At 72.1% G+C, this 19,446-nt stretch carries 16 protein-coding genes; 11 read left to right on the top strand and 5 right to left on the bottom strand.

Annotation, left to right across the window (positions count from 1 at the left end; all coding sequences use genetic code 11):
* Window positions 1-175: 175 nt before the first annotated feature.
* The 4 genes from hutU to hutI all read left to right on the top strand — a co-directional run bounded on the left by hutU (window position 176) and on the right by hutI (window position 5,686).
* Window positions 176-1,840 carry a urocanate hydratase gene (gene hutU, locus AB0E91_RS14400; RefSeq protein WP_361780277.1) on the top strand — a complete coding sequence of 555 codons (1,665 nt, stop codon included), beginning with the start codon at window positions 176-178 and terminating at the stop codon, window positions 1,838-1,840.
* A 107-nt stretch (window positions 1,841-1,947) separates the two neighbouring features.
* The gene (locus AB0E91_RS14395) at window positions 1,948-3,150 is read left to right on the top strand and encodes an allantoate amidohydrolase (protein ID WP_361781290.1); all 1,203 of its coding nucleotides are present in this window, start codon (window positions 1,948-1,950) and stop codon (window positions 3,148-3,150) included.
* Window positions 3,147-4,484 (top strand): formimidoylglutamate deiminase, encoded by a 1,338-nt coding sequence (locus AB0E91_RS14390; RefSeq protein WP_361780274.1) that lies wholly within the window; start codon window positions 3,147-3,149, stop codon window positions 4,482-4,484. The genes AB0E91_RS14395 and AB0E91_RS14390 overlap by 4 nt, the downstream gene beginning before the upstream one ends.
* 26 nt (window positions 4,485-4,510) lie before the next feature.
* The gene (gene hutI, locus AB0E91_RS14385; protein ID WP_361780271.1) at window positions 4,511-5,686 is read left to right on the top strand and encodes an imidazolonepropionase; all 1,176 of its coding nucleotides are present in this window, start codon (window positions 4,511-4,513) and stop codon (window positions 5,684-5,686) included.
* 37 nt (window positions 5,687-5,723) lie between these two features.
* Here hutI and AB0E91_RS14380 read toward each other — a convergent pair whose 3' ends face one another.
* Together AB0E91_RS14380 and AB0E91_RS14375 are read right to left on the bottom strand one after the other, a co-directional pair.
* Complete coding sequence (locus AB0E91_RS14380; RefSeq protein ID WP_361780268.1) at window positions 5,724-7,256, bottom strand: ricin-type beta-trefoil lectin domain protein; 1,533 nt, start codon at window positions 7,254-7,256, stop codon at window positions 5,724-5,726.
* A gap of 202 nt (window positions 7,257-7,458) precedes the next feature.
* Window positions 7,459-8,355 carry an RNA polymerase sigma factor SigF gene (locus AB0E91_RS14375; RefSeq protein ID WP_361780265.1) on the bottom strand — a complete coding sequence of 299 codons (897 nt, stop codon included), beginning with the start codon at window positions 8,353-8,355 and terminating at the stop codon, window positions 7,459-7,461.
* A 249-nt stretch (window positions 8,356-8,604) separates the two neighbouring features.
* Here AB0E91_RS14375 and AB0E91_RS14370 point away from each other — a divergent pair, with 249 nt between their 5' ends.
* Window positions 8,605-8,982, top strand: a complete 378-nt coding sequence (locus AB0E91_RS14370) for an STAS domain-containing protein (RefSeq protein WP_161179833.1) — start codon at window positions 8,605-8,607, stop codon at window positions 8,980-8,982.
* Window positions 8,983-9,260: 278 nt separating this feature from the next.
* On the top strand, window positions 9,261-9,821 hold the full coding sequence (locus AB0E91_RS14365; RefSeq protein WP_361780261.1) for an ATP-binding protein: 561 nt from the start codon (window positions 9,261-9,263) through the stop codon (window positions 9,819-9,821).
* Window positions 9,822-10,681: 860 nt separating this feature from the next.
* Here the strand turns inward: AB0E91_RS14365 and AB0E91_RS14360 are convergent.
* On the bottom strand, window positions 10,682-12,184 hold the full coding sequence (locus AB0E91_RS14360; RefSeq protein ID WP_361780258.1) for an oligopeptide:H+ symporter: 1,503 nt from the start codon (window positions 12,182-12,184) through the stop codon (window positions 10,682-10,684).
* 490 nt (window positions 12,185-12,674) lie between these two features.
* Between AB0E91_RS14360 and AB0E91_RS14355 the strand changes: the two genes are divergently transcribed.
* Together AB0E91_RS14355 and AB0E91_RS14350 are read left to right on the top strand one after the other, a co-directional pair.
* A complete protein-coding gene (locus tag AB0E91_RS14355) occupies window positions 12,675-13,352 on the top strand; it encodes a response regulator transcription factor (protein ID WP_018548088.1) in 678 nt (225 codons plus the stop codon).
* A gap of 162 nt (window positions 13,353-13,514) precedes the next feature.
* Window positions 13,515-14,789, top strand: a complete 1,275-nt coding sequence (locus AB0E91_RS14350; protein ID WP_361780255.1) for an ATP-binding protein — start codon at window positions 13,515-13,517, stop codon at window positions 14,787-14,789.
* A gap of 28 nt (window positions 14,790-14,817) precedes the next feature.
* Here the strand turns inward: AB0E91_RS14350 and AB0E91_RS14345 are convergent, their stop codons facing one another.
* Window positions 14,818-15,309: a GtrA family protein gene (locus AB0E91_RS14345; RefSeq protein ID WP_361780252.1), complete on the bottom strand. Its 492-nt coding sequence runs from the start codon at window positions 15,307-15,309 to the stop codon at window positions 14,818-14,820.
* Between the two features lie 195 nt (window positions 15,310-15,504).
* Between AB0E91_RS14345 and AB0E91_RS14340 the strand changes: the two genes are divergently transcribed.
* The 3 genes from AB0E91_RS14340 to AB0E91_RS14330 are packed head-to-tail and all read left to right on the top strand — an operon-like array spanning window position 15,505 to window position 18,347.
* Window positions 15,505-16,644 (top strand): 5-(carboxyamino)imidazole ribonucleotide synthase, encoded by a 1,140-nt coding sequence (locus tag AB0E91_RS14340; protein WP_361780249.1) that lies wholly within the window; start codon window positions 15,505-15,507, stop codon window positions 16,642-16,644.
* Window positions 16,641-17,162 (top strand): 5-(carboxyamino)imidazole ribonucleotide mutase, encoded by a 522-nt coding sequence (gene purE / locus AB0E91_RS14335; RefSeq protein ID WP_361780246.1) that lies wholly within the window; start codon window positions 16,641-16,643, stop codon window positions 17,160-17,162. The genes AB0E91_RS14340 and purE overlap by 4 nt, the downstream gene beginning before the upstream one ends.
* A 6-nt stretch (window positions 17,163-17,168) precedes the next feature.
* The gene (locus tag AB0E91_RS14330; RefSeq protein ID WP_361780243.1) at window positions 17,169-18,347 is read left to right on the top strand and encodes a dipeptidase; all 1,179 of its coding nucleotides are present in this window, start codon (window positions 17,169-17,171) and stop codon (window positions 18,345-18,347) included.
* Here the strand turns inward: AB0E91_RS14330 and AB0E91_RS14325 are convergent.
* The gene (locus AB0E91_RS14325; RefSeq protein ID WP_361780240.1) at window positions 18,344-19,426 is read right to left on the bottom strand and encodes an alkene reductase; all 1,083 of its coding nucleotides are present in this window, start codon (window positions 19,424-19,426) and stop codon (window positions 18,344-18,346) included. The genes AB0E91_RS14330 and AB0E91_RS14325 overlap by 4 nt on opposite strands.
* Between the last annotated feature and the right edge of the window lie 20 nt (window positions 19,427-19,446).

Genomic DNA, 19,446 nt, shown 5'->3' with positions numbered 1-19,446 from the left:
GCTCGATGCCGTGCTCGATGCCCTGCTTCACGGGGTGCCCCTCCTGCCGTCCTCGCTTCTGCCGTCGCTTCCAGCCAAACATCCGCGACGCGCGGACGCGGCCGCCCCACGCTATTGACTAGTCCTATTCACGACTGGAGGATGTGAATAGCCTTAGCTACAGGAGGAGCAGACGATGCCAGGACCCCGCCCCGTACGAGCACCGCGCGGCACGGAACTGAGCGCGCTGGGCTGGCAGCAGGAGGCCGCCCTGCGGATGCTCCAGAACAACCTCGACCCCGAGGTCGCCGAGCACCCCGACAAGCTCGTCGTCTACGGCGGCACGGGCAAGGCCGCCCGCGACTGGCGCTCCTTCGACGCCATGGTCCGCACGCTGCGCACCCTCAAGCAGGACGAGACCATGCTGGTCCAGTCCGGCCGCCCGGTCGGCGTCATGCAGACCCACGAGTGGGCCCCGCGCGTCCTCATCGCCAACTCCAACCTCGTCGGCGACTGGGCCAACTGGGAGGAGTTCCGCCGCCTGGAGGCCCTCGGCCTCACCATGTACGGCCAGATGACCGCCGGTTCCTGGATCTACATCGGCACCCAGGGCATCCTCCAGGGCACCTACGAGACCTTCGCCGCCGTCGCCGCGAAGAAGTTCGGCGGCACGCTCGCGGGCACCATCACCCTGACCGCGGGACTCGGCGGCATGGGCGGCGCCCAGCCGCTCGCCGTCACCATGAACGACGGCGTGGCGATCTGCATCGACGTCGACCCCCGCGCCATCGAGCGCCGCATCGAGCACAAGTACCTCGATGTGAAGGCCGACAGCCTGGAGCACGCCCTCCAGCTCGCCACCGAGGCCCGCGACGCCCGCCGCCCGCTCTCCATCGGCGTCCTCGGCAACGCGGCCGAGCTGGTCCCGCAGCTCCTCGCCATGAGCGCCCCGATCGACATCGTCACCGACCAGACCTCCGCGCACGACCCGCTGGCGTACCTCCCGGTCGGCGTCGACTTCGAGGACATGGCCGATGCCGCCGCGAAGGACCCGGCCGGGTTCACCACCCGGGCCCGCGAGTCCATGGCCCGGCACGTCGAGGCGATGGTCGGCTTCATGGACGCGGGCGCCGAGGTCTTCGACTACGGCAACTCCATCCGCGGCGAGGCCCGACTCGCCGGATACGACCGCGCCTTCGCCTTCCCCGGCTTCGTCCCCGCCTACATCCGGCCGCTCTTCTGCGAGGGCAAGGGCCCCTTCCGCTGGGCCGCCCTCTCCGGCGACCCGGCCGACATCGCCAAGACCGACAAGGCGATGCTGGAGCTGTTCCCCGAGAACGAGTCCCTCGCCCGCTGGATCAAGATGGCAGGCGAGCGGGTCCACTTCCAGGGGCTGCCCGCGCGGATCTGCTGGCTCGGCTACGGGGAGCGGGACAAGGCGGGGGAGCGGTTCAACGACATGGTGGCGAGCGGCGAGCTTGCCGCTCCGCTGGCCATCGGCCGCGACCACCTCGACTGCGGGTCCGTCGCCTCTCCCTACCGGGAGACCGAGGCGATGCTGGACGGCTCCGACGCGATCGCCGACTGGCCGTTGCTGAACGCGATGGTGAATGTGGCTTCCGGGGCGTCGTGGGTTTCCATCCACCATGGTGGCGGGGTTGGCATGGGGCGGTCGATCCATGCCGGGCAGGTGACCGTGGCGGACGGTACGGCGCTGGCGGGGGAGAAGATCCGGCGGGTTCTCACCAACGACCCCGGCATGGGTGTCATCCGGCATGTGGACGCGGGGTACGACATCGCGGAGTCCGTTGCCGAGGAGCGGGGTGTGCGGGTGCCTATGCGTGAGGGTGACGGGGCGTGAGGCAGGGCGGGGCTTCGCCTGGTCCTGCTGTGGGCAGTCGTTCCGCAGGGCGGAACGGGTGGGCACAGCCGGTGGGCGGCAGCGGTGCCGGGTCCTCCTTCCAGCAGATGTGGCGTGAGCTGCTCCCCATCGGGCGCAGCTCCGCCTCCGGCGGCTACCGGCGCTACGCCTGGACCGGCGCCGACGCCGACTGCCGGGCCTGGTTCAAGGAGCAGGCCGAAGCTCGCGGGCTGGCCTACGAGGTCGACAGGAACGGAAATCAGTGGGCCTGGCTCGGTGATCCCGCCGCCGGGGACGCCGTCGTCACCGGGTCGCATCTCGACTCCGTGCCCGACGGCGGGGCCTTCGACGGGCCGCTCGGGGTGGTGTCCTCCTTCGCCGCGCTCGATGAACTCCGGGCGCGAGGAGTCTCGTTGGACCGCCCCCTCGGCATCGTCAACTTCGGGGACGAGGAGGGGGCGCGGTTCGGGCTGGCCTGTGTGGGATCGCGGCTCAGCAGTGGGCAGTTGACCGTGGAGCAGGCCCACCGGCTCACCGACGGGGACGGTGTCACGCTGCCCCAGGCCATGGAGGCCGCCGGATACGACCCCGAGGCCATCGGGGCCGATCCCGAACGCCTCGCCCGCATCGGCGCCTTCGTCGAGCTGCACGTCGAGCAGGGCCGCGCGCTGGACCTGTCCGGCGACCAGGTCGGCGTCGCCAGTTCCATCTGGCCGCACGGGCGCTGGCGCTTCGACTTCCGGGGCGAGGCGAATCACGCGGGGACGACACGGCTCGCCGACCGGCGGGACCCGATGCCGGCCTACGCCGAGACCGTGCTCGCCGCGCGACGGGCCGCCGAACTCGCCGGTGCCGTCGCCACGTTCGGCAAGGTCGCCGTCGAGCCCAACGGGGTCAACGCCATCCCCTCCCTGGTGCGCGGGTGGCTCGACTCCCGGGCCGACGGGCAGGAGACCCTGGACACGGTCGTCACCGAGATCGAGCGGGCCGCCCGGGAGCACGCGCACGCGCACGGGATCGACCTGGAGGTCGTACGGGAGTCGTTCACGCCCGTCGTGGAGTTCGACCACGTGCTGCGGGATGAACTCGCCCGGATCCTGGGCCGGGAGGCCGAGTTGAAGGTGCCCGTGCTCGGTACCGGGGCCGGGCACGACGCCGGGATTCTCGCGACGAGCGTGCCGACCGCCATGCTGTTCGTGCGCAACCCCACCGGTGTCTCGCACTCCCCGGCCGAGTTCGCGGCCGAGGACGACTGCGTGGCCGGGGTGCGCGCGCTCGCCGACGTACTGGAAGGACTGGCCCGCAGGTGACCAAGGGGACCTATTGGCTGGAGCACGCCTGGCTCGGTGACTACGTCGAGCCTGGCGTGACCGTCGAGGTGGCGGACGGCCGCATCACCGCCGTCCGCACCGGTACGGACACCCCGCCGCCCGGCGCCGAGGTCCTGCGGGGCCTCACCCTGCCGGGGCTGGCCAACGCCCACAGCCACGCCTTCCACCGCGCCCTGCGCGGCACCGTCCAGGTCGGGTCCGGCACCTTCTGGACCTGGCGCGAGGTGATGTACTCCGTCGCGGACCGGCTGACCCCGGAGACGTACCACGCACTGGCCCGCGCGGTGTACGCCGAGATGGCCCTCGCCGGCATCACCTGTGTCGGCGAGTTCCACTATCTGCACCACGACCGGGGCGGCACCCGCTACGCCGACCCCAACGCCATGGGCGAGGCACTGATCGCGGCCGCCGCCGAGGCAGGCATCCGGATCACCCTCCTCGACACCGCCTATCTCTCCTCCGGCTTCGGCGAGCCGCCCACCGCCCACCAGCTCCGCTTCTCCGACGGCAGCGCGGACGCCTGGGCCGAACGCTGTTCAGTTCTCAAGGAACGGGATCACGCGCGGATCGGAGCGGCCGTCCACTCCGTACGGGCCGTGCCCGCCGAGGGGCTGGCCACCGTCGCCCGCTGGGCCGAGGAACGGCGGGCCCCGCTGCATGTGCACCTCTCGGAGCAGACCGCCGAGAACGACGCGTGCCTCGCCGCCCACGGCGTCACCCCGACCCGGCTGCTCGCGGACCACGGCGTGCTCGGGCCGCGCACCACCGGTGTGCACAACACCCACCTCACCGACGAGGACATCGCGCTCCTCGGCGGCTCCGGCACCGGCACCTGCATGTGCCCGACCACCGAACGCGACCTGGCGGACGGCATCGGCCCCGCCGTCGCCCTCCAGCGCGCGGGCTCACCGCTCTCCCTCGGCTCCGACAGCCACGCCGTCATCGACCTGCTCGAAGAGGCGCGCGCCATGGAGCTGGACGAGCGGCTGCGCACCCGCACCCGGGGCCACTGGACCGCCGCCGCGCTGCTGCGCGCCGCCACCGAGGACGGTCACGCCGCGCTCGGCTGGCCGGAGGCGGGCGCCATCGAACCCGGACGCGCGGCCGACCTCACGACCATCGCGCTCGACTCGGTCAGGACGGCCGGACCACCGCCCCGGCTCGGCGCCGAGACGGCCGTATTCGCGGCGAGCGCGGCGGACGTACGGCACACGGTCGTGGGCGGGCGGCACGTCGTACGCGACGGGGCGCACCTGCTCGTACCCGATGCGCCGCGCGCGCTCGCCGACGCGATCGCGGCCCTGAGCGGCTGACCCCCACCGGCACCCACGAGGACACCATGAGCAGCAGCACCGCCATCACCAACATCGCCACGCTGGTCACCAACGACCCCTCCCTCGGCGACGGGACTCCCCTCGGACTCATCACGGACGCGGCCCTGGTCATCGACGGCGAACGCGTCGTGTGGGCCGGTGAGTCGAGCAAAGCACCCGCCACTGACAATCGCGTCGACGCCGGTGGAAAGGCGGTCCTGCCGGGGTTCGTGGACTCCCACTCGCACCTGGTGTTCGCCGGGGACCGCACGGCCGAGTTCAACGCCCGCATGTCCGGCCGCTCCTACACGGCGGGCGGCATCCGCACCACCGTCGCGGCCACCCGCGCCGCGAGCGACGCGGAACTGGAGGCGGGCCTCACGCGGTATCTCGCCGAGGCGCTGCGCCAGGGCACGACCACGATGGAGACCAAGTCGGGCTACGGCCTGACCGTCGAGGACGAGGCCCGCGCCCTGCGCCTCGCGGCCCGGCACACCGACGAGGTGACGTACCTCGGCGCGCACATCGTCGCGCCGGAGCTGGCCGGTGACCCGGCCGCGTACGTCGCCCTGGTGACCGGCGAGATGCTGGACTCCTGCGCCCCGCACGCCCGTTGGATCGACGTGTTCTGCGAGAAGGGCGCCTTCGACGGCGACCAGGCCCGCGCGATCCTCACCGCGGGCCGGGCCAAGGGCCTGCACCCGCGCATCCACGCCAACCAGCTGTCCCACGGCCCCGGCGTCCAGCTGGCCGTCGAGCTGGACGCGGCCAGCGCCGACCACTGCACGCACCTGACCGACGCCGACGTGGACGCGCTCGCCCACAGCGACACGGTCGCCACGCTGCTGCCCGGCGCCGAGTTCTCCACCCGCGCCGAATGGCCGGACGCCAGGCGGCTGTTGGACGCGGGCGTCACGGTCGCGCTGTCCACGGACTGCAACCCCGGCTCGTCCTTCACCTCGTCCGTGCCGTTCTGTGTGGCGCTGGCCGTACGGGACATGGGCATGACCCCCGACGAGGCGGTCTGGTCCGCCACGGCGGGTGGCGCGGCGGCCCTGCGCCGCACCGACATCGGCCGCCTCGGCCCCGGCGCCCGCGCCGACCTGATCCTCCTGGACGCGCCCAGCCACGTCCACCTGGCCTACCGCCCCGGCGTTCCGCTGGTCGGCGAGGTGTGGCGGAACGGCGTCCGGGTGGCCTGACCGGCCCGGTGCCCTCCGCGCGCGGGCCCCGTCCTCGTCAGCGGGCCCCCGCCCGCCACCGCTGCCCCAGGCCGCCGTCCAGGGGCCGCAGTTCCACCCCGCCACCGCCGTCGGGGACCACGGCCGTCTCGATGGCGATCTCCGGCCTGATGGTGCCGTCCGGGTCGACCGTGAAGCGGAGGTTCTGGCCGTTGCCGCCGTTGACCGAGTCGCAGGTCCAGATGCCCACGCCCCGGTCGGTGTCGCCCCGGCTGTCCAGGCAGAAATCGGAGTCGGCGGCCGAGCGGACGACCCCCAGGTCGCTGTCGACGCTCCAGCGCTGGTCGGGTGAGGACGTGCAGGGGGCGGTGATGACGTCGGTGCCCTTGTCGAAGTCGCCGTCGCGTACCTCCAGGCACGTGCCGGTGGCCAGATTCACCACCTGGGCGCGGGCGGCGCCCGGGGGCGGGGGCGGGGGCGTGCGGGAGGGGCTGGGCGCGTCGTGGGTCGGCCGGGGCGTCGGAGGGTGCGAAGTCCTGTGCGGGGAAGGGGACTTTGCCGTGCGGGACGGGGTGGGAGAGACGACGGGCGAGGGGGAGAACGTCGTCGTGACCGTCACCTGCGGGGGCGCGGGCGCCGCCACCGGCTGTCCGGGGGAGTCCTCCGCGCGTACGAGCAGGTACACCAGGAGCGAGACGAGGGCCGCGCCCAGGGCCACCGAGGCCGGCAGACGGCGGCGCCGCGGCGGCCGGTTCCGGCGGGGTGCGGTCCCTTCGGGTGCCGGGGCCGGTGCGGGGCCGCCTCGGTGGGCGTATGCCGTGCCGCCCCAGGGGAGCAGCCCCTCCGCGAGGGCCTGCCGGGGGGTGTCCCGCAGTGCGCTCAGGTCCTCGAACGCGGCCGTGCAGCAAGGGCACCGGGCCTTGTGTGCGTCCAGGTCGACGCTGCGGCGGGGCCCCTCCGGCCGTACCGCCTCCTCGATCAGCCGGCGGAAGTCGGCGCAGCGCGGGTCGTCGGACGCGGCCAGCCGGTGTCGCAGACACGCCTGGGCCAGCGCCTTCAGGGCTTGCGGGGTGCCGTGGGCGACATCGGCGGGGCGGAGTCCGAGGTAGGCGGCGGTCCGCTCCTGGGGCTCCTCCTCCAGGACGCCGTACCAGACGAGGCCCTGGTCGCGGGAGGGCAGGGACTGGAACGCCGGGAGCAGGGGCGGGGTCGGACCGTCGGGCGCGGCACCGGAGTTGAGCACCAGCAGCAGGCCGGGGTCGAGGCCCGCCGCCCGCTCGTCACGGGCCCAGGAGGCCGTGGCCCGGCCCGTCAGGAGCAGCAGGTGGTGGCGCAGCGGCACGTTCGGCTCGATGCCGCGCGCCGTGTCCCGGGCGGCCGCGGTGAGGACCTCCGCCGCCAGTCGGCGGGCGGTCGACTCGCCGGTGGTGCACAGACGGGCGTAGGCGAGCACCGCCGGATGGTGGCGCCGACGCAACTCCTGGAGCGCCGGGTACGCCGTCGGGGTCGGGGTGCGCAGCAGTTCGGTGAGCCGTGCGTCCGGCGCGTCCTGGACGTCCTCGTCCGGCCCGGCCGGGTAGCCCTGAGCCATGCACCCTCCGTCCCCCCTGGGGTTCTGGCATACCAGCCAGTTCGGGTGGCCCATGGTGCTGGAGGGGCGCGGTCCGGGAAAGAGGTTACTTCGGGTAACCGATAACGGTTTGCGCACCGGCGGCACGGAGAGGCGGCCCGGCGCTGTCGGCCGGGCCGCCTCGGGCGCGCGGGAAAGGCCCGCCTTCCGGCGGCGCCCACCGTCACTCCTCCAGCGTGAGCCCCCTGCGCAGCCGTACCAGCGTGCGCGACAGCAGCCGGGAGACGTGCATCTGGGAGATGCCCAGCTCGTCGCCGATCTCCGACTGGGTCAGGCCCGCGACGAAGCGCAGGGACAGGATCTGCCGGTCGCGGGGCGCGAGTTCGGCGATCAGCGGCTTCAGCGACTCGACGTACTCGATGCCCTCGAGTCCGTGGTCCTCGTAGCCGATGCGGTCCGCGAGGGCGCCCTCGGAGTCGTCCTCCTCGGGCTGGGCGTCCAGCGAGGCGGCGGTGTAGGCGTTCGAGGCGGCCATGCCCTCGACCACCTCCTCGTGGGAGATGCCGAGCTTCGCGGCCAGTTCCGCGACGGTGGGGGAGCGGTCCAGGCGCTGGGCCAGCTCGTCCCCGGCCTTGGCCAGGTCCAGGCGCAGCTCCTGCAGCCGGCGCGGTACGCGCACGGACCACGAGGTGTCACGGAAGAAGCGCTTGATCTCGCCGATGATGGTCGGCATCGCGAAACTGGGGAACTCCACGCCGCGCGCCAGCTCGAAGCGGTCGATCGCCTTGATCAGGCCGATCGTGCCGACCTGGACGATGTCCTCCATCGGCTCGCTGCGGGAGCGGAAGCGGGACGCGGCGAACCTGACGAGCGCCAGGTTCAGTTCGACCAGGGTGTTGCGGACGTACGCGTATTCATGCGTGCCTTCCTCCAGCGACTCGAGGCGCTGGAAGAGGGTCTTGGAAAGGGCCCGCGCGTCCACCGGGCCGACCTCGTCGAAGGGCGGGATCTCCGGGAGACCCGCCAGGGGGTCGAGAGGATCGATGGCGTGATCCAGTTGGTCCGGTGGGGGTGTCGACGTCGCGATCCGGGTATGCGATGCGTCGAGCCGGGGTGACATGGGTGTCCTCCATCGTTCTCGGCATAAGGCTGCCGAAGCCGGATTACGTGCACTGCGGTGTGCGGCGCCTCCGTAGCCGGGGTGGGGGTGTGCTGTGTCCTTACTAGCCCTACCCGCTCCACCGAGCCGGTGGCAAGTTCCTTGTGCTGCGATATGCCCGATTTTGCGGGGTTGTTCAGGTGTCGGAGTGCGTGTGGAAGGCGTAGTGTTCGAGGGCATCAGCAGCCACGACCTCGGGAGAGAGACGGCATGGACCACGGGACGGTCGGCAGCGCACAGTCGGGCCGGCTTCTGGTGGAGGTGCGGGAAGAGGGCTCCAGCGCCGTAGTGACACCGGCGGGTGAACTCGATCACCACACCGCCGATCTGCTGCGCGAGCCGCTCGACGACCTCCTGGCGAAGGGCTTCTCGCGGCTCGTCGTGGACTGCTCGCGACTGGAGTTCTGCGACTCCACGGGCCTCAACGTTCTGCTCGGCGCGCGGCTCAAGGCCGATGCCGCGGGCGGTGGGGTCCATCTGGCGGGAATGCTGCCGGTGGTCGCACGCGTGTTCGAGATCACGGGGGCGGAGGCGGTCTTCACCGTCCATGACTCCCTGGACGCCGCGCTGGCCGGCGGGGACGGCTGACACCGCGCCCCTCGCACGCCCGCGCCCGCCCGGCGCACCGGTCACGCGGAACACGCGGGTGTTCCGCCGCCTCGGTCGGGCAGGAGACACTCTGAATCCGTCGGCCGGCGGCCGCCTCCCTTTCCGGGAACCGGCGGACGGCCGGACGCGACGTAGGGGTGGAGGCGGACGGGCGGCGGAAGCGGCGCGCACGGGCGCCCGGCGGACGGACCGCCCGCGATCCGAACGGAGTCGGACTTTTGAATCGTGAACTGGTGAATCGGTGAGGTGAAGCGCTGATGAGCACCACCCGGCCCTACTCGCCGGGCGACCGCGGCCCGGAGCCGAGCGGCGCTTCCGGGATGCCCGAGGGAAGCGCGCCGTCCGACGGCGCGTCCGCGGGGGCGGCCGCGCCGCCCGCGCCCGCCGAGGGTGTGCGGCAGGCCCAGGGGCAGCAGGCCCGCAGGCTGAGCCTGGACGGTGAGAGCGGGGTCGTGCCGCTCGCCCGGGACTTCACCCGCCAGGCGCTGTACGCCTGGGGCTGGCTGCCCGCCTCCGGCGCCGAGCAGCGTGCCGCCGCCGAGGACGTCCTGCTCGTCGTCTCCGAGCTGGTCACCAACGCCTGCCTGCACGCCGGGGGCCCCGACGAGCTGTACCTCACCTGCGACCGCAAGGTGATCCGCCTGGAAGTCTCCGACCGAGGCACCGGCCAGCCCGCCCCCCGCACCCCGCACCGCGCGGGCCGCCCCGGCGGCCACGGCATGTTCATCGTCCAGCGCCTCTGCCTGGACTGGGGTGTCGTCCGCACCCCCGACAGCCCCGGCAAAACGGTCTGGGCGGAACTGGGCGCCCCGGCGTGACGCCTGCGGCGCTCTGACGCCGACGGGGGCGCGGTTGCCCTGCGGACATGCCCTCCCTGTGGACGACCCCGCCGGGAGGGCGCCGCTCGTCACCGGGGCTGCGCGGAGCGCAAGCGGACCCAGGCATCACGCACCCCGCGCGAAGGGGCGCCGGACGCTGCGGTGGGCTCTCCTCGCGGACGACTCCGGCGGGGAAGGCGTCGCCCGGTATGCGCCGGGCCGGCGGGGGCTTCCCTGGGGAGTGCCGCCGCCCGAAGCGGACCGTGGCGCGGGCTCTCCCCACGGATGACTCCGGCCGGGAGGGTGTCGCTCGGTGTGTGCTCCCGCCGGTCGAGCACCCCCGGTCGAGTGCCGCCGCCCGGATCACGCGGATCGGCCGCCCGGTAACGAGCCTCGGCGCCGGGCCGGGGGGGGGCTTCCCCCGCGGTGTGCCGCTGCCCCGACGCGGAGCTCGGTACGTCGTGACCTGTACGAGGGGCGCCGCCGTGCCACGTGGTGCGCCCTCCCCGGGGGCGCCCCCGCCGGGAGGTCGTCACTTTCGCGGGCCCCGTCGGCCGAGGAATCCCCTGCGAGTGCCGCCTCCCCTTCCGGCCGTGAAGTGCCCCTTCTGGGCAGTGCCCCGCACGGCCGCTGTCGGGATGGATGTCCGCGCCCCGTCAGCCGAGGGGGTGCGGGAGGGGCCGTACCGGTCGGTGGGCGGTCCCGTACGGGACCTGCCCGCCTGTCGGAAGCCGCCCACGCGGCGCGGGCGTGATCGACGACGGCCTCGTCGCCCGCGCGCTGCCCCGGCCCCGGCCGCCCGCGCATGCGAAAGGGGCCCCGCATCCTCAGGATGCGGGGCCCCTTCGTGCGTATCAGGGCTAGTTGACCGAGCCCATCATCGCCTTGACCTTCTTGCGGTACATCCAGACCGCGATGCCGGCGACGACCGCGAGGACGGCCTCCAGGCCGACGAAGCCCATGCGGTCGAGGTTGACGCCGCCGACCGCCGGGTTGGACAGCAGGGCGGTGACCGAGTCGCCCGCGGTGACCGCGAGGAACCAGACGCCCATCATCTGCGAGGCGTACTTCTTCGGCGCCATCTTGGTCGTCACGGACAGACCCACCGGGGACAGCGTCAGCTCACCGACGGTCTGCACGAAGTAGATCGCGACCAGCCACAGCGCGGCGGCCTTGTGACCGCCCTCGGCGATGGACAGCGGAGCCAGGAAGAGGAAGAAGGACGCACCGACCAGCACGAGGCCGGAGGCGAACTTCACCATCGTGCTCGGCTCCTTGCCGCGCCGGTTCAGCCACAGCCACAGCCAGGCGAACACCGGGGCCAGGGCCATGATCATGACCGGGTTGACCGACTGGTACCAGGAGACCGGGAAGTTCCAGCCGGCGATCGTGTTCTTGGCCGAGGCGTCGGCGAAGATCGACAGGGTCGAACCACCCTGGTCGTAGATCATCCAGAACACGGCCGCGGCGACGAAGAACCAGATGTACGCCGACACCTTCGAACGCTCGGAGTCGTCCAGGTCCTTGTCCCGGCGGATACGGGCGATCACCAGGATCGGGACGATCAGGCCGATGATCGTCAGCGGGATCAGCGCCCAGTTCAGGGTGAAGTGACCGGTGCCGCCGACGATGCCGTAGAACACCACGGCGATGGCGAGCCAGATCAGGCCCTTGCGCAGCGTGGCGCGCTTCTCCTCGGCGGTGAGCGGCGTCGGGACGACGTTGCTCTGCTCGCTCAGGTGGCGGCCGCCCAGCAGGTACTGGCCCAGACCCAGCGCCATGCCGAGCGCGGCGAGGGCGAAGCCGAAGTGCCAGTTGACGTTCTCACCGACGGTGCCGATGACCAGCGGCGCGATGAAGGCGCCGAGGTTGATGCCGATGTAGAAGAGCGTGAAGCCACCGTCACGGCGCGCGTCGTCCGGCCCCTTGTACAGGTGGCCGACCATGGTGGAGATGTTGGCCTTCAGCAGACCCGAACCGATCGCGACCAGACCCAGGCCCACGAAGAAGCTCGCGGAGACCGGCAGCGCCAGGCACAGGTGGCCGAGCATGATGATCAGACCGGAAACGGCCACCGTCCGGCGAGGACCGAGCAGACGGTCCGCGACCCAGCCGCCGGGAAGGGCGAGCAGGTAGACGAGCGACACGTACACGGAGTAGATCGCGGTCGCCGTGCCCGCGTTCATGTGCAGGCCGCTGGGGGCGACCAGGTACAGCGGGAGCAGGGCCCTCATGCCGTAGTAGGAGAAACGCTCCCACATCTCGGTCATGAAAAGGGTGGCCAGTCCGCGGGGGTGGCCGAAGAAGGTCTTCTCGGCCCCGGTGTCCGGGCGGACCGAATCCTTCGTCAGGCTGGACGCCATGGTCGTTCCTTGCTGGTCGGGACGCGCGTTGGAGCGCGGCGCGCCCGGTGGGGGTGCGGCCGGCACCGGCGGGTCGGTCGTCCACCCCCACGCCCAGGGAGTCCCGCTTCCCGAGGGAGCGGTGGACGGCGACCACCGAGATCCACGCCCCGTACGCGTCACTGCGTCCGGAGCCCGGCCAGAGGTCATTCCTTTCGAGGCTGATCTTCGTCAGCCCGCACATCGAAGAAGAGACCCTCGGCGGCATGTGCCCGCCAAGAGGTCCCGGTGTGTGCTACAGGCGTTCAGATCACCATACGGCAGGAGACTGCCGGATATGGAAGGACTTGAGACGCGGATCACAGGAATTCGGGGAACCGCGCAAGGGGTTTCCAAGGCTCTTCCACGATCCCACGCCGCGAGCAATGGTTTGTACCAGCAGGGGACAAAGGTAAGAGCGCGGTGGCGGACCACACCCCGACTCCACGCGCGGGCGGTCTACCATCAGCTCATGACCCGTGTACTGCTCGCCGAGGACGACGCGTCCATCTCGGAGCCGCTGGCCCGCGCCCTGCGCCGGGAAGGTTACGAGGTCGAGGTCCGCGAGGACGGCCCCACCGCGCTCGACGCCGGAATGCAGGGCGGTGTCGACCTGGTCGTGCTGGACCTGGGCCTGCCCGGCATGGACGGCCTCGAGGTCGCCCGCCGACTGCGTGCCGACGGCCACACCGTGCCGATCCTCATCCTGACCGCGCGCGCCGACGAGGTGGACACCGTCGTCGGCCTCGACGCGGGCGCCGACGACTACGTCACCAAGCCCTTCCGGCTCGCCGAGCTGCTCGCCCGTGTCCGGGCCCTGCTGCGGCGTGGCGCGACCGAGCCGCAGCAGCCGCCGGCCACCCACGGCGTGCGGATCGACGTCGAGTCGCACCGCGCGTGGATGGGCGAGGAGGAACTCCAGCTCACGGCCAAGGAGTTCGACCTGCTGCGGGTGCTGGTGCGGGACGCCGGCCGCGTGGTCACGCGCGACCAGCTGATGCGGGAGGTGTGGGACACGACGTGGTGGTCGTCCACCAAGACGCTGGACATGCACATCTCGTGGCTGCGGAAGAAGCTCGGTGACGATGCGGCGAACCCGCGTTACATCGCCACGGTGCGGGGCGTCGGCTTCCGGTTCGAGAAGAGCTGAGTCGCTCCGCCGGGTTTCGGCGGTTCGCGGTTCGAGGAGGGGCTGCGGGTTCGTCGGCGGCTTTCCTCTCGTTGCGGCTCGTCGCGCAGTTCCCCGCGCCCCTTAGGGGGTGGCAGCTGGGCGGGGGAGACTGGTGGTCCTTAGTTCTTCCGGAGGGACCCCGTGCGTCGTCGTCTCATTCAGTCCACGCTTGCCGTCGTGCTGGTGGTGATCGCGGTCTTCGGGGTGTCCCTGGTGATCGTCGAGACCCGGACGATCAGCAACAGTGCCCAGGAACGCGTCGAGTCCGAGGCGGTCCGGCTGGCCAGCATCGTGGACAGCCGCATCCTCGCCTCCGAGCACGTCGACACCGACGCGCTGCGCAATCCGGTCAGCAAGGACCAGTACGCCGTCATCCGCGTCCCCGGCCGGGCCCCCATCGAGATCGGCACCCGGCCCAAGGGTGACGTCATCCACTCCACGCAGCACGGCGAGGAGGGCGAGACGGTCACCGTGCAGGAGCCCCGCTCCGCCGTGACCCGTGAGGTCGGCCGCACGCTGCTGATCATCGGCCTGGTCGCGCTGCTCGCCGTGATCGCCGCCGTCCTGCTCGCCGTACGCCAGGCCAACCGCCTTGCCTCCCCGCTCACCGACCTCGCCGAGACCGCCGAGCGCCTCGGCTCCGGCGACCCCCGCCCCCGGCACAAGCGCTACGGCGTCCCCGAGCTGGACCGGGTCGCCGACGTCCTCGACTCCTCCGCCGAGCGCATCGGCCGGATGCTCACCGCCGAGCGGCGCCTCGCGGCCGACGCCTCCCACCAGCTCCGTACGCCGCTGACCGCGCTGTCCATGCGCCTGGAGGAGATCACCCTCACCGACGACCCGGAGACGGTGAAGGAGGAGGCCACCATCGCGCTCACGCAGGTGGAGCGGCTGACGGACGTGGTGGAACGGCTGCTGACCAACTCGCGCGACCCGCGCACCGGCTCCGCCGTCTCCTTCGACCTCGACGAGGTCATCCAGCAGCAGCTCGCCGAGTGGCGCCCCGCCTACCGCAGCGTGGGCCGGGCCATCGTCAGCTCCGGCAAGCGGCATCTGAAGGCGGTCGGCACGCCCGGCGCGGTCGCCCAGGTGCTGGCCGCGCTGATCGAGAACTCGCTGATGCACGGCGGCGGCACCGTCGCCCTGCGCACCCGGGTCGTCGGCAACCAGGCCGTGATCGAGGTCACCGACGAGGGCTCCGGCATCCCCGCGGACCTCGGCGCGCGGATCTTCGAGCGGACCATCAGCGGCCGCAACTCCACCGGCATCGGACTCGCCGTCGCCCGCGACCTCGCCGAGGCCGACGGCGGCCGTCTGGAGCTGCTCCAGACACAGCCGGTGGTCTTCGGCCTCTTCCTGTCCCGTACGGCCCCACCGCCGAAGGCGGACGGCGAGGCGCAGCCGACGGTCCGCTGAGGACGGGCGCGGGCGGACCGGGAAGCGGCTAGCGCACCCGCTGCTTCTCGTCTGGCCGGGGGCCGCCCGAGTCCTTGACGACCGACTCGCCCTCGGCGGGCAGCGTCCGGAAGACCCAGGTGCGGTACGACCAGAAGCGGAACAGCGTGGCGACGCCGATGCCGACGAACTTGAAGACATTGCTCTGGAGCGGGCTGTCCCAGCCGAACCCGTAGGTGGCGAGATACAGCACGCCGTTCTCGATGACCAGGCCGACCGCGCTGAACACCAGGAACAGCACCAGCTCCCGGGTACGGCCGCCCTTGTCGCGGTCCCGGTACGTCCAGTAGCGGAAGCCCACGTAGTTGAAGACGATCGCGACGATGGTCGCGATGATGCTGGCGCGTACCACCGGCAGATCCGAGATGTGCCGGACCAGGTTGAACACGCCCAGATTGACCAGGACACCGGCACCGCCGACGGCCCCGAACTTGGCCAGCTCGCGCGCGAGCCGGTTCAGCCCCGAGGAACGGTGTTCCATGGCGGTGCAGCTCCTGTCCTTGGCTTCCATAAGCCCCGCCATGCTATCCACGAGCTCTTCACGATGCCCGCGCACCGGGCCACAGCCTGGAAACGGGTCGGCAAGAGGCGGGCAAGGGGCGGGTAAGAGATCGCGCGCGGGGGCGCGCGAACGCGCGCGAGCCGGGCCGGTCCGGGCGGCCGATACGCTAGGGGGGTGACGTTCCCGGTAGTCGGCATGGTCGGCGGGGGGCAGCTCGCGCGTATGACGCACGAGGCGGGCATCCCGTTGGGCATCAGGTTCAAGCTCCTCAGTGACACTCCCCAGGATTCCGCGGCGCAGGTCGTGAGCGATGTCGTCATCGGCGACTACCGCGACCTCGACACGCTGCGTGAGTTCGCGCGCGGCTGTGACGTGATCACCTTCGATCACGAGCACGTGCCGACCGAGCACCTACGGGCCCTGGAGGCGGACGGCATCCCCGTGCGCCCGGGGCCCGACGCGCTCGTGCACGCCCAGGACAAGGGCGTGATGCGCGCGAAGCTCACCGAGATCGGGGTGCCCTGTCCGCGCCACCGCATCGTGAGCGACCCGGCCGATGTGGCGGCGTTCGCGGCCGAGGGCGAGGGCTTCCCCGTCGTCCTCAAGACCGTGCGCGGCGGCTACGACGGCAAGGGCGTGTGGGTCGTGGACTCCGAGGCCGAGGCCGCCGAGCCTTTCCGGGCGGGCGTGCCGGTGCTGGCCGAGGAGAAGGTCGACTTCGTCCGCGAGCTGGCCGCCAACGTCGTGCGCTCCCCGCACGGCCAGGCCGTCGCCTACCCGGTCGTGGAGTCCCGCCAGGTCGCCGGGGTGTGCGACACCGTGATCGCGCCCGCGCCCGACCTGGACGAGGAGCTGGCGCTGAAGGCCGAGGCGATGGCGCTGACCATCGCCAAGGAACTGGGCGTCGTCGGCCACCTCGCCGTCGAGCTGTTCCAGACCCGCGACGGCCGCGTCCTCGTCAACGAGCTGGCCATGCGCCCGCACAACTCGGGCCACTGGTCCATGGACGGCGCGATCACCTCGCAGTTCGCCAACCACGTCCGCGCGGTCCTCGACCTCCCCCTCGGCGACCCGCGCCCGCGCGCCCCCTGGACGGTCATGGTGAACGTCCTCGGCGGCGACTACCCGGACATGTACTCCGCGTACCTCCACTGCATGGCGCGCGACCCCCAGCTGAAGATCCACATGTATGGCAAGGACGTAAAACCCGGCCGCAAGGTGGGTCACGTCAACACCTACGGCGACGACCTGGACGACGTTCTGGAACGCGCGCGTCACGCAGCCGGCTATCTGAAGGGCACGATCACCGAATGAGCCCCCTCGTTGGCATCGTCATGGGGTCGGACTCCGACTGGCCCGTCATGGAAGCCGCCGCCAAGGCACTGGACGAGTTCGAGATCCCCTATGAGGTCGATGTCGTCTCCGCGCACCGGATGCCGCGCGAGATGATCACCTACGGCGAGCAGGCCGCCGACCGCGGACTCAAGGCGATCATCGCGGGCGCGGGCGGCGCCGCCCACCTGCCGGGCATGCTGGCCTCCGTGACCCCGCTGCCGGTGATCGGCGTACCGGTCCCGCTGAAGTACCTGGACGGCATGGACTCCCTCCTGTCGATCGTCCAGATGCCGGCCGGTGTCCCGGTCGCCACCGTCTCCGTCGCCGGTGCCCGCAACGCCGGCCTCCTCGCGGCCCGGATGCTCGCCGCGTACGACGAGGACCTCCTGCAGAAGATGCGCGAGTTCCAGCAGGACCTCAACGACCAGGCCACCGAGAAGGGCAAGCGCCTGCGCTCGAAGGTCGAGGGCTCGAACGGCTTCGGGTTCGGAAAGTAGACGCGGATGACCTCCCTGGACGAAGCCCGCTCGCTGCTGCGCGAGTTCCCCGTGGTCGACGGCCACAACGACCTGCCGTGGGCGCTGCGCGAGCAGGTCGCCTACGATCTGGCCGCGCGGGACATCGCCGCGCACCAGAACGCCCATCTGCACACCGACCTGCCCCGCCTGCGCGAGGGCGGGGTCGGGGCGCAGTTCTGGTCGGTGTACGTGCGGTCCGATCTGCCGGGCGCGGTGACCGCGACCCTGGAGCAGATCGACTGTGTGCGGCGGCTGATCGAGCGGTACCCGGACGAGCTGGCGCCCGCGCTGACCGCCGCCGACATGGAGGCGGCGCGCGCCTCGGGCCGTATCGCCTCCCTGATGGGTGCCGAGGGCGGCCACTCCATCGACAACTCGCTGGGCACGCTGCGGGGCCTGTACGCACTCGGTGTGCGCTACATGACGCTCACCCACAACGACAACGTGGACTGGGCGGACTCCGCGACCGACGAGCCGAAGGCGGGCGGCCTGACGGCCTTCGGCCGCGAAGTCGTCCGCGAGATGAACCGCCTCGGCATGCTGGTCGACCTCTCCCACGTCGCCGCGACGACGATGCGGGACGCGCTGGACACCACGTCGGCGCCGGTGATCTTCTCCCACTCGTCCGCGCGCGCGGTGTGCGACCACCCGCGCAACATCCCGGACGACGTGCTGGAGCGGCTTCCCGCCAACGGCGGCGTGGCCATGGTGACCTTCGTGCCGAAGTTCGTCCTCCAGGCCGCCGTCGACTGGACGGTCGCCGCCGACGACAACATGCGCGCGCACGGCCTCCACCACCTCGACACCACCGAGGAGGGCATGAAGGTCCACCGCGCCTTCGAGGAGAGCCACCCGCGTCCCATCGCCACCGTCGCCACGGTCGCCGACCACCTCGACCACATGCGCGAGGTCGCCGGCGTCGACCACCTCGGCATCGGCGGCGACTACGACGGCACCGCCTTCACCCCCGACGGCCTGAACGACGTCTCCGGCTACCCCAACCTCATCGCCGAACTCCTCGGCCGGGGCTGGTCCAAGCCGGACCTCGCCAAGCTCACCTGGCAGAACGCGGTCCGCGTCCTGGGGGAGACGGAAGACGTCGCCCGCGCCCTCCAGGTCACGCGCCCGGCGTCCACGGCGACGATCGAGTCCCTGGACGGCTAGCCGACGAGGGCGGGGTAGTCGGTGTAGCCGTCGGCCCCGCCCACGTACATCAGATACCGCTCGCGCAGCGGGTTCAGCGGCGCGTTCCGGCGCAGCCGTGTGACCAGGTCCGGGTTGGCGAGGAACGGCCGCCCCAGCGCGACCAGATCGGCTCCGGCCGCCAGCATGTCCTGGGCGGCCCGGGAGACGGCCTCGGTGGTGAGGTCGGTCAGCACGGGGTTGCCGATCAGGACACCCGGCCAGTCGGCCCGCAGCCGCCGGTACAGCGTGCTCCCGGGATCGGCGTGCACGAGGTGCAGATAGGCGAGGCCCAGCCCGCGCAGTCGGTGCACGAGCGCGGGGTAGACGGCCTCGGTGTCGTCCTCCCGGATGCCGTTGACCGTGCCGCCGGGCGAGATCCGCACCCCCACCCGCTCGGCCCCGATCGCCTCGGCGACGGCCTCGGTCACCTCCACGGCGAACCGCACCCGCCGCTCGACGGAACCGCCGTACACGTCCGTGCGGAGGTTGGTGTTCCCGGCGAGGAACTGGTGCAGCAGATGCCCGTTGGCCGAGTGCACCTCGACCCCCTCGAACCCGGCGTCCATCGCCCTGCGCGCGGCCCCGGCGAAGTCCGCGACCGTGGCCCGGATGTCGCCCCCGCTCATCGCCCGGGGTATGGGGGCGGGCAGATGCCCCTCTCGCGTGAAGATCGTCTCGGGCAGCGGGACGGCGGATGGCGCCACGGGGGTCAGTCCGGTGGTCAGCGGATGGCTGACCCGCCCGCCGTGCTGGAGCTGCAGAAACATCCGCCCGCCCGCCGCCCGCACGGCCTCGGTCACCTTCCGCCAGCCCTCGGTGTGCCGGTCGGTGTGGAGGGCGGCGATGTCCGGGTACGTCTGTCCGACCGCGTTGGGTGTCGCGGCCTCAGCGATGATCAGACCGGCGGAGGCGCGCTGGGCGTAGTACTCCGCCATGAGCGGGGTCGGCGTGCCGTCGGGCTCCGCGCGGTTACGGGTGAGCGGGGCCATCACGAGGTGGTGGGGAAGTGCCAGCCGGCCGAGCCGGGCCGGGGCCAGGAAGTCCGTCGTGGGTGTCATGGCCGTACGGTAGAACCTGA

The organism is Streptomyces sp. NPDC026659, from assembly GCF_040638245.1.
Taxonomy (GTDB): Bacteria; Actinomycetota; Actinomycetes; order Streptomycetales; family Streptomycetaceae; genus Streptomyces.
The sequence above is the reverse complement of the archived record's forward strand: the minus strand, read 5'-3'. Positions and strand labels throughout refer to the sequence as shown.

Coding starts and splice junctions, on each gene's coding strand:
- hutU (WP_361780277.1), top strand. CDS start 176: ATGCCAGGACCCCGCCCCGTACGAGCACCGCGCGGCACGGAACTGAGC.
- AB0E91_RS14395 (WP_361781290.1), top strand. CDS start 1,948: ATGTGGCGTGAGCTGCTCCCCATCGGGCGCAGCTCCGCCTCCGGCGGC.
- hutI (WP_361780271.1), top strand. CDS start 4,511: ATGAGCAGCAGCACCGCCATCACCAACATCGCCACGCTGGTCACCAAC.
- AB0E91_RS14380 (WP_361780268.1), bottom strand. CDS start 7,256: ATGGCTCAGGGCTACCCGGCCGGGCCGGACGAGGACGTCCAGGACGCG.
- AB0E91_RS14375 (WP_361780265.1), bottom strand. CDS start 8,355: ATGTCACCCCGGCTCGACGCATCGCATACCCGGATCGCGACGTCGACA.
- AB0E91_RS14370 (WP_161179833.1), top strand. CDS start 8,605: ATGGACCACGGGACGGTCGGCAGCGCACAGTCGGGCCGGCTTCTGGTG.
- AB0E91_RS14365 (WP_361780261.1), top strand. CDS start 9,261: ATGAGCACCACCCGGCCCTACTCGCCGGGCGACCGCGGCCCGGAGCCG.
- AB0E91_RS14360 (WP_361780258.1), bottom strand. CDS start 12,184: ATGGCGTCCAGCCTGACGAAGGATTCGGTCCGCCCGGACACCGGGGCC.
- AB0E91_RS14355 (WP_018548088.1), top strand. CDS start 12,675: ATGACCCGTGTACTGCTCGCCGAGGACGACGCGTCCATCTCGGAGCCG.
- AB0E91_RS14345 (WP_361780252.1), bottom strand. CDS start 15,309: ATGGAACACCGTTCCTCGGGGCTGAACCGGCTCGCGCGCGAGCTGGCC.
- purE (WP_361780246.1), top strand. CDS start 16,641: ATGAGCCCCCTCGTTGGCATCGTCATGGGGTCGGACTCCGACTGGCCC.
- AB0E91_RS14330 (WP_361780243.1), top strand. CDS start 17,169: ATGACCTCCCTGGACGAAGCCCGCTCGCTGCTGCGCGAGTTCCCCGTG.
- AB0E91_RS14325 (WP_361780240.1), bottom strand. CDS start 19,426: ATGACACCCACGACGGACTTCCTGGCCCCGGCCCGGCTCGGCCGGCTG.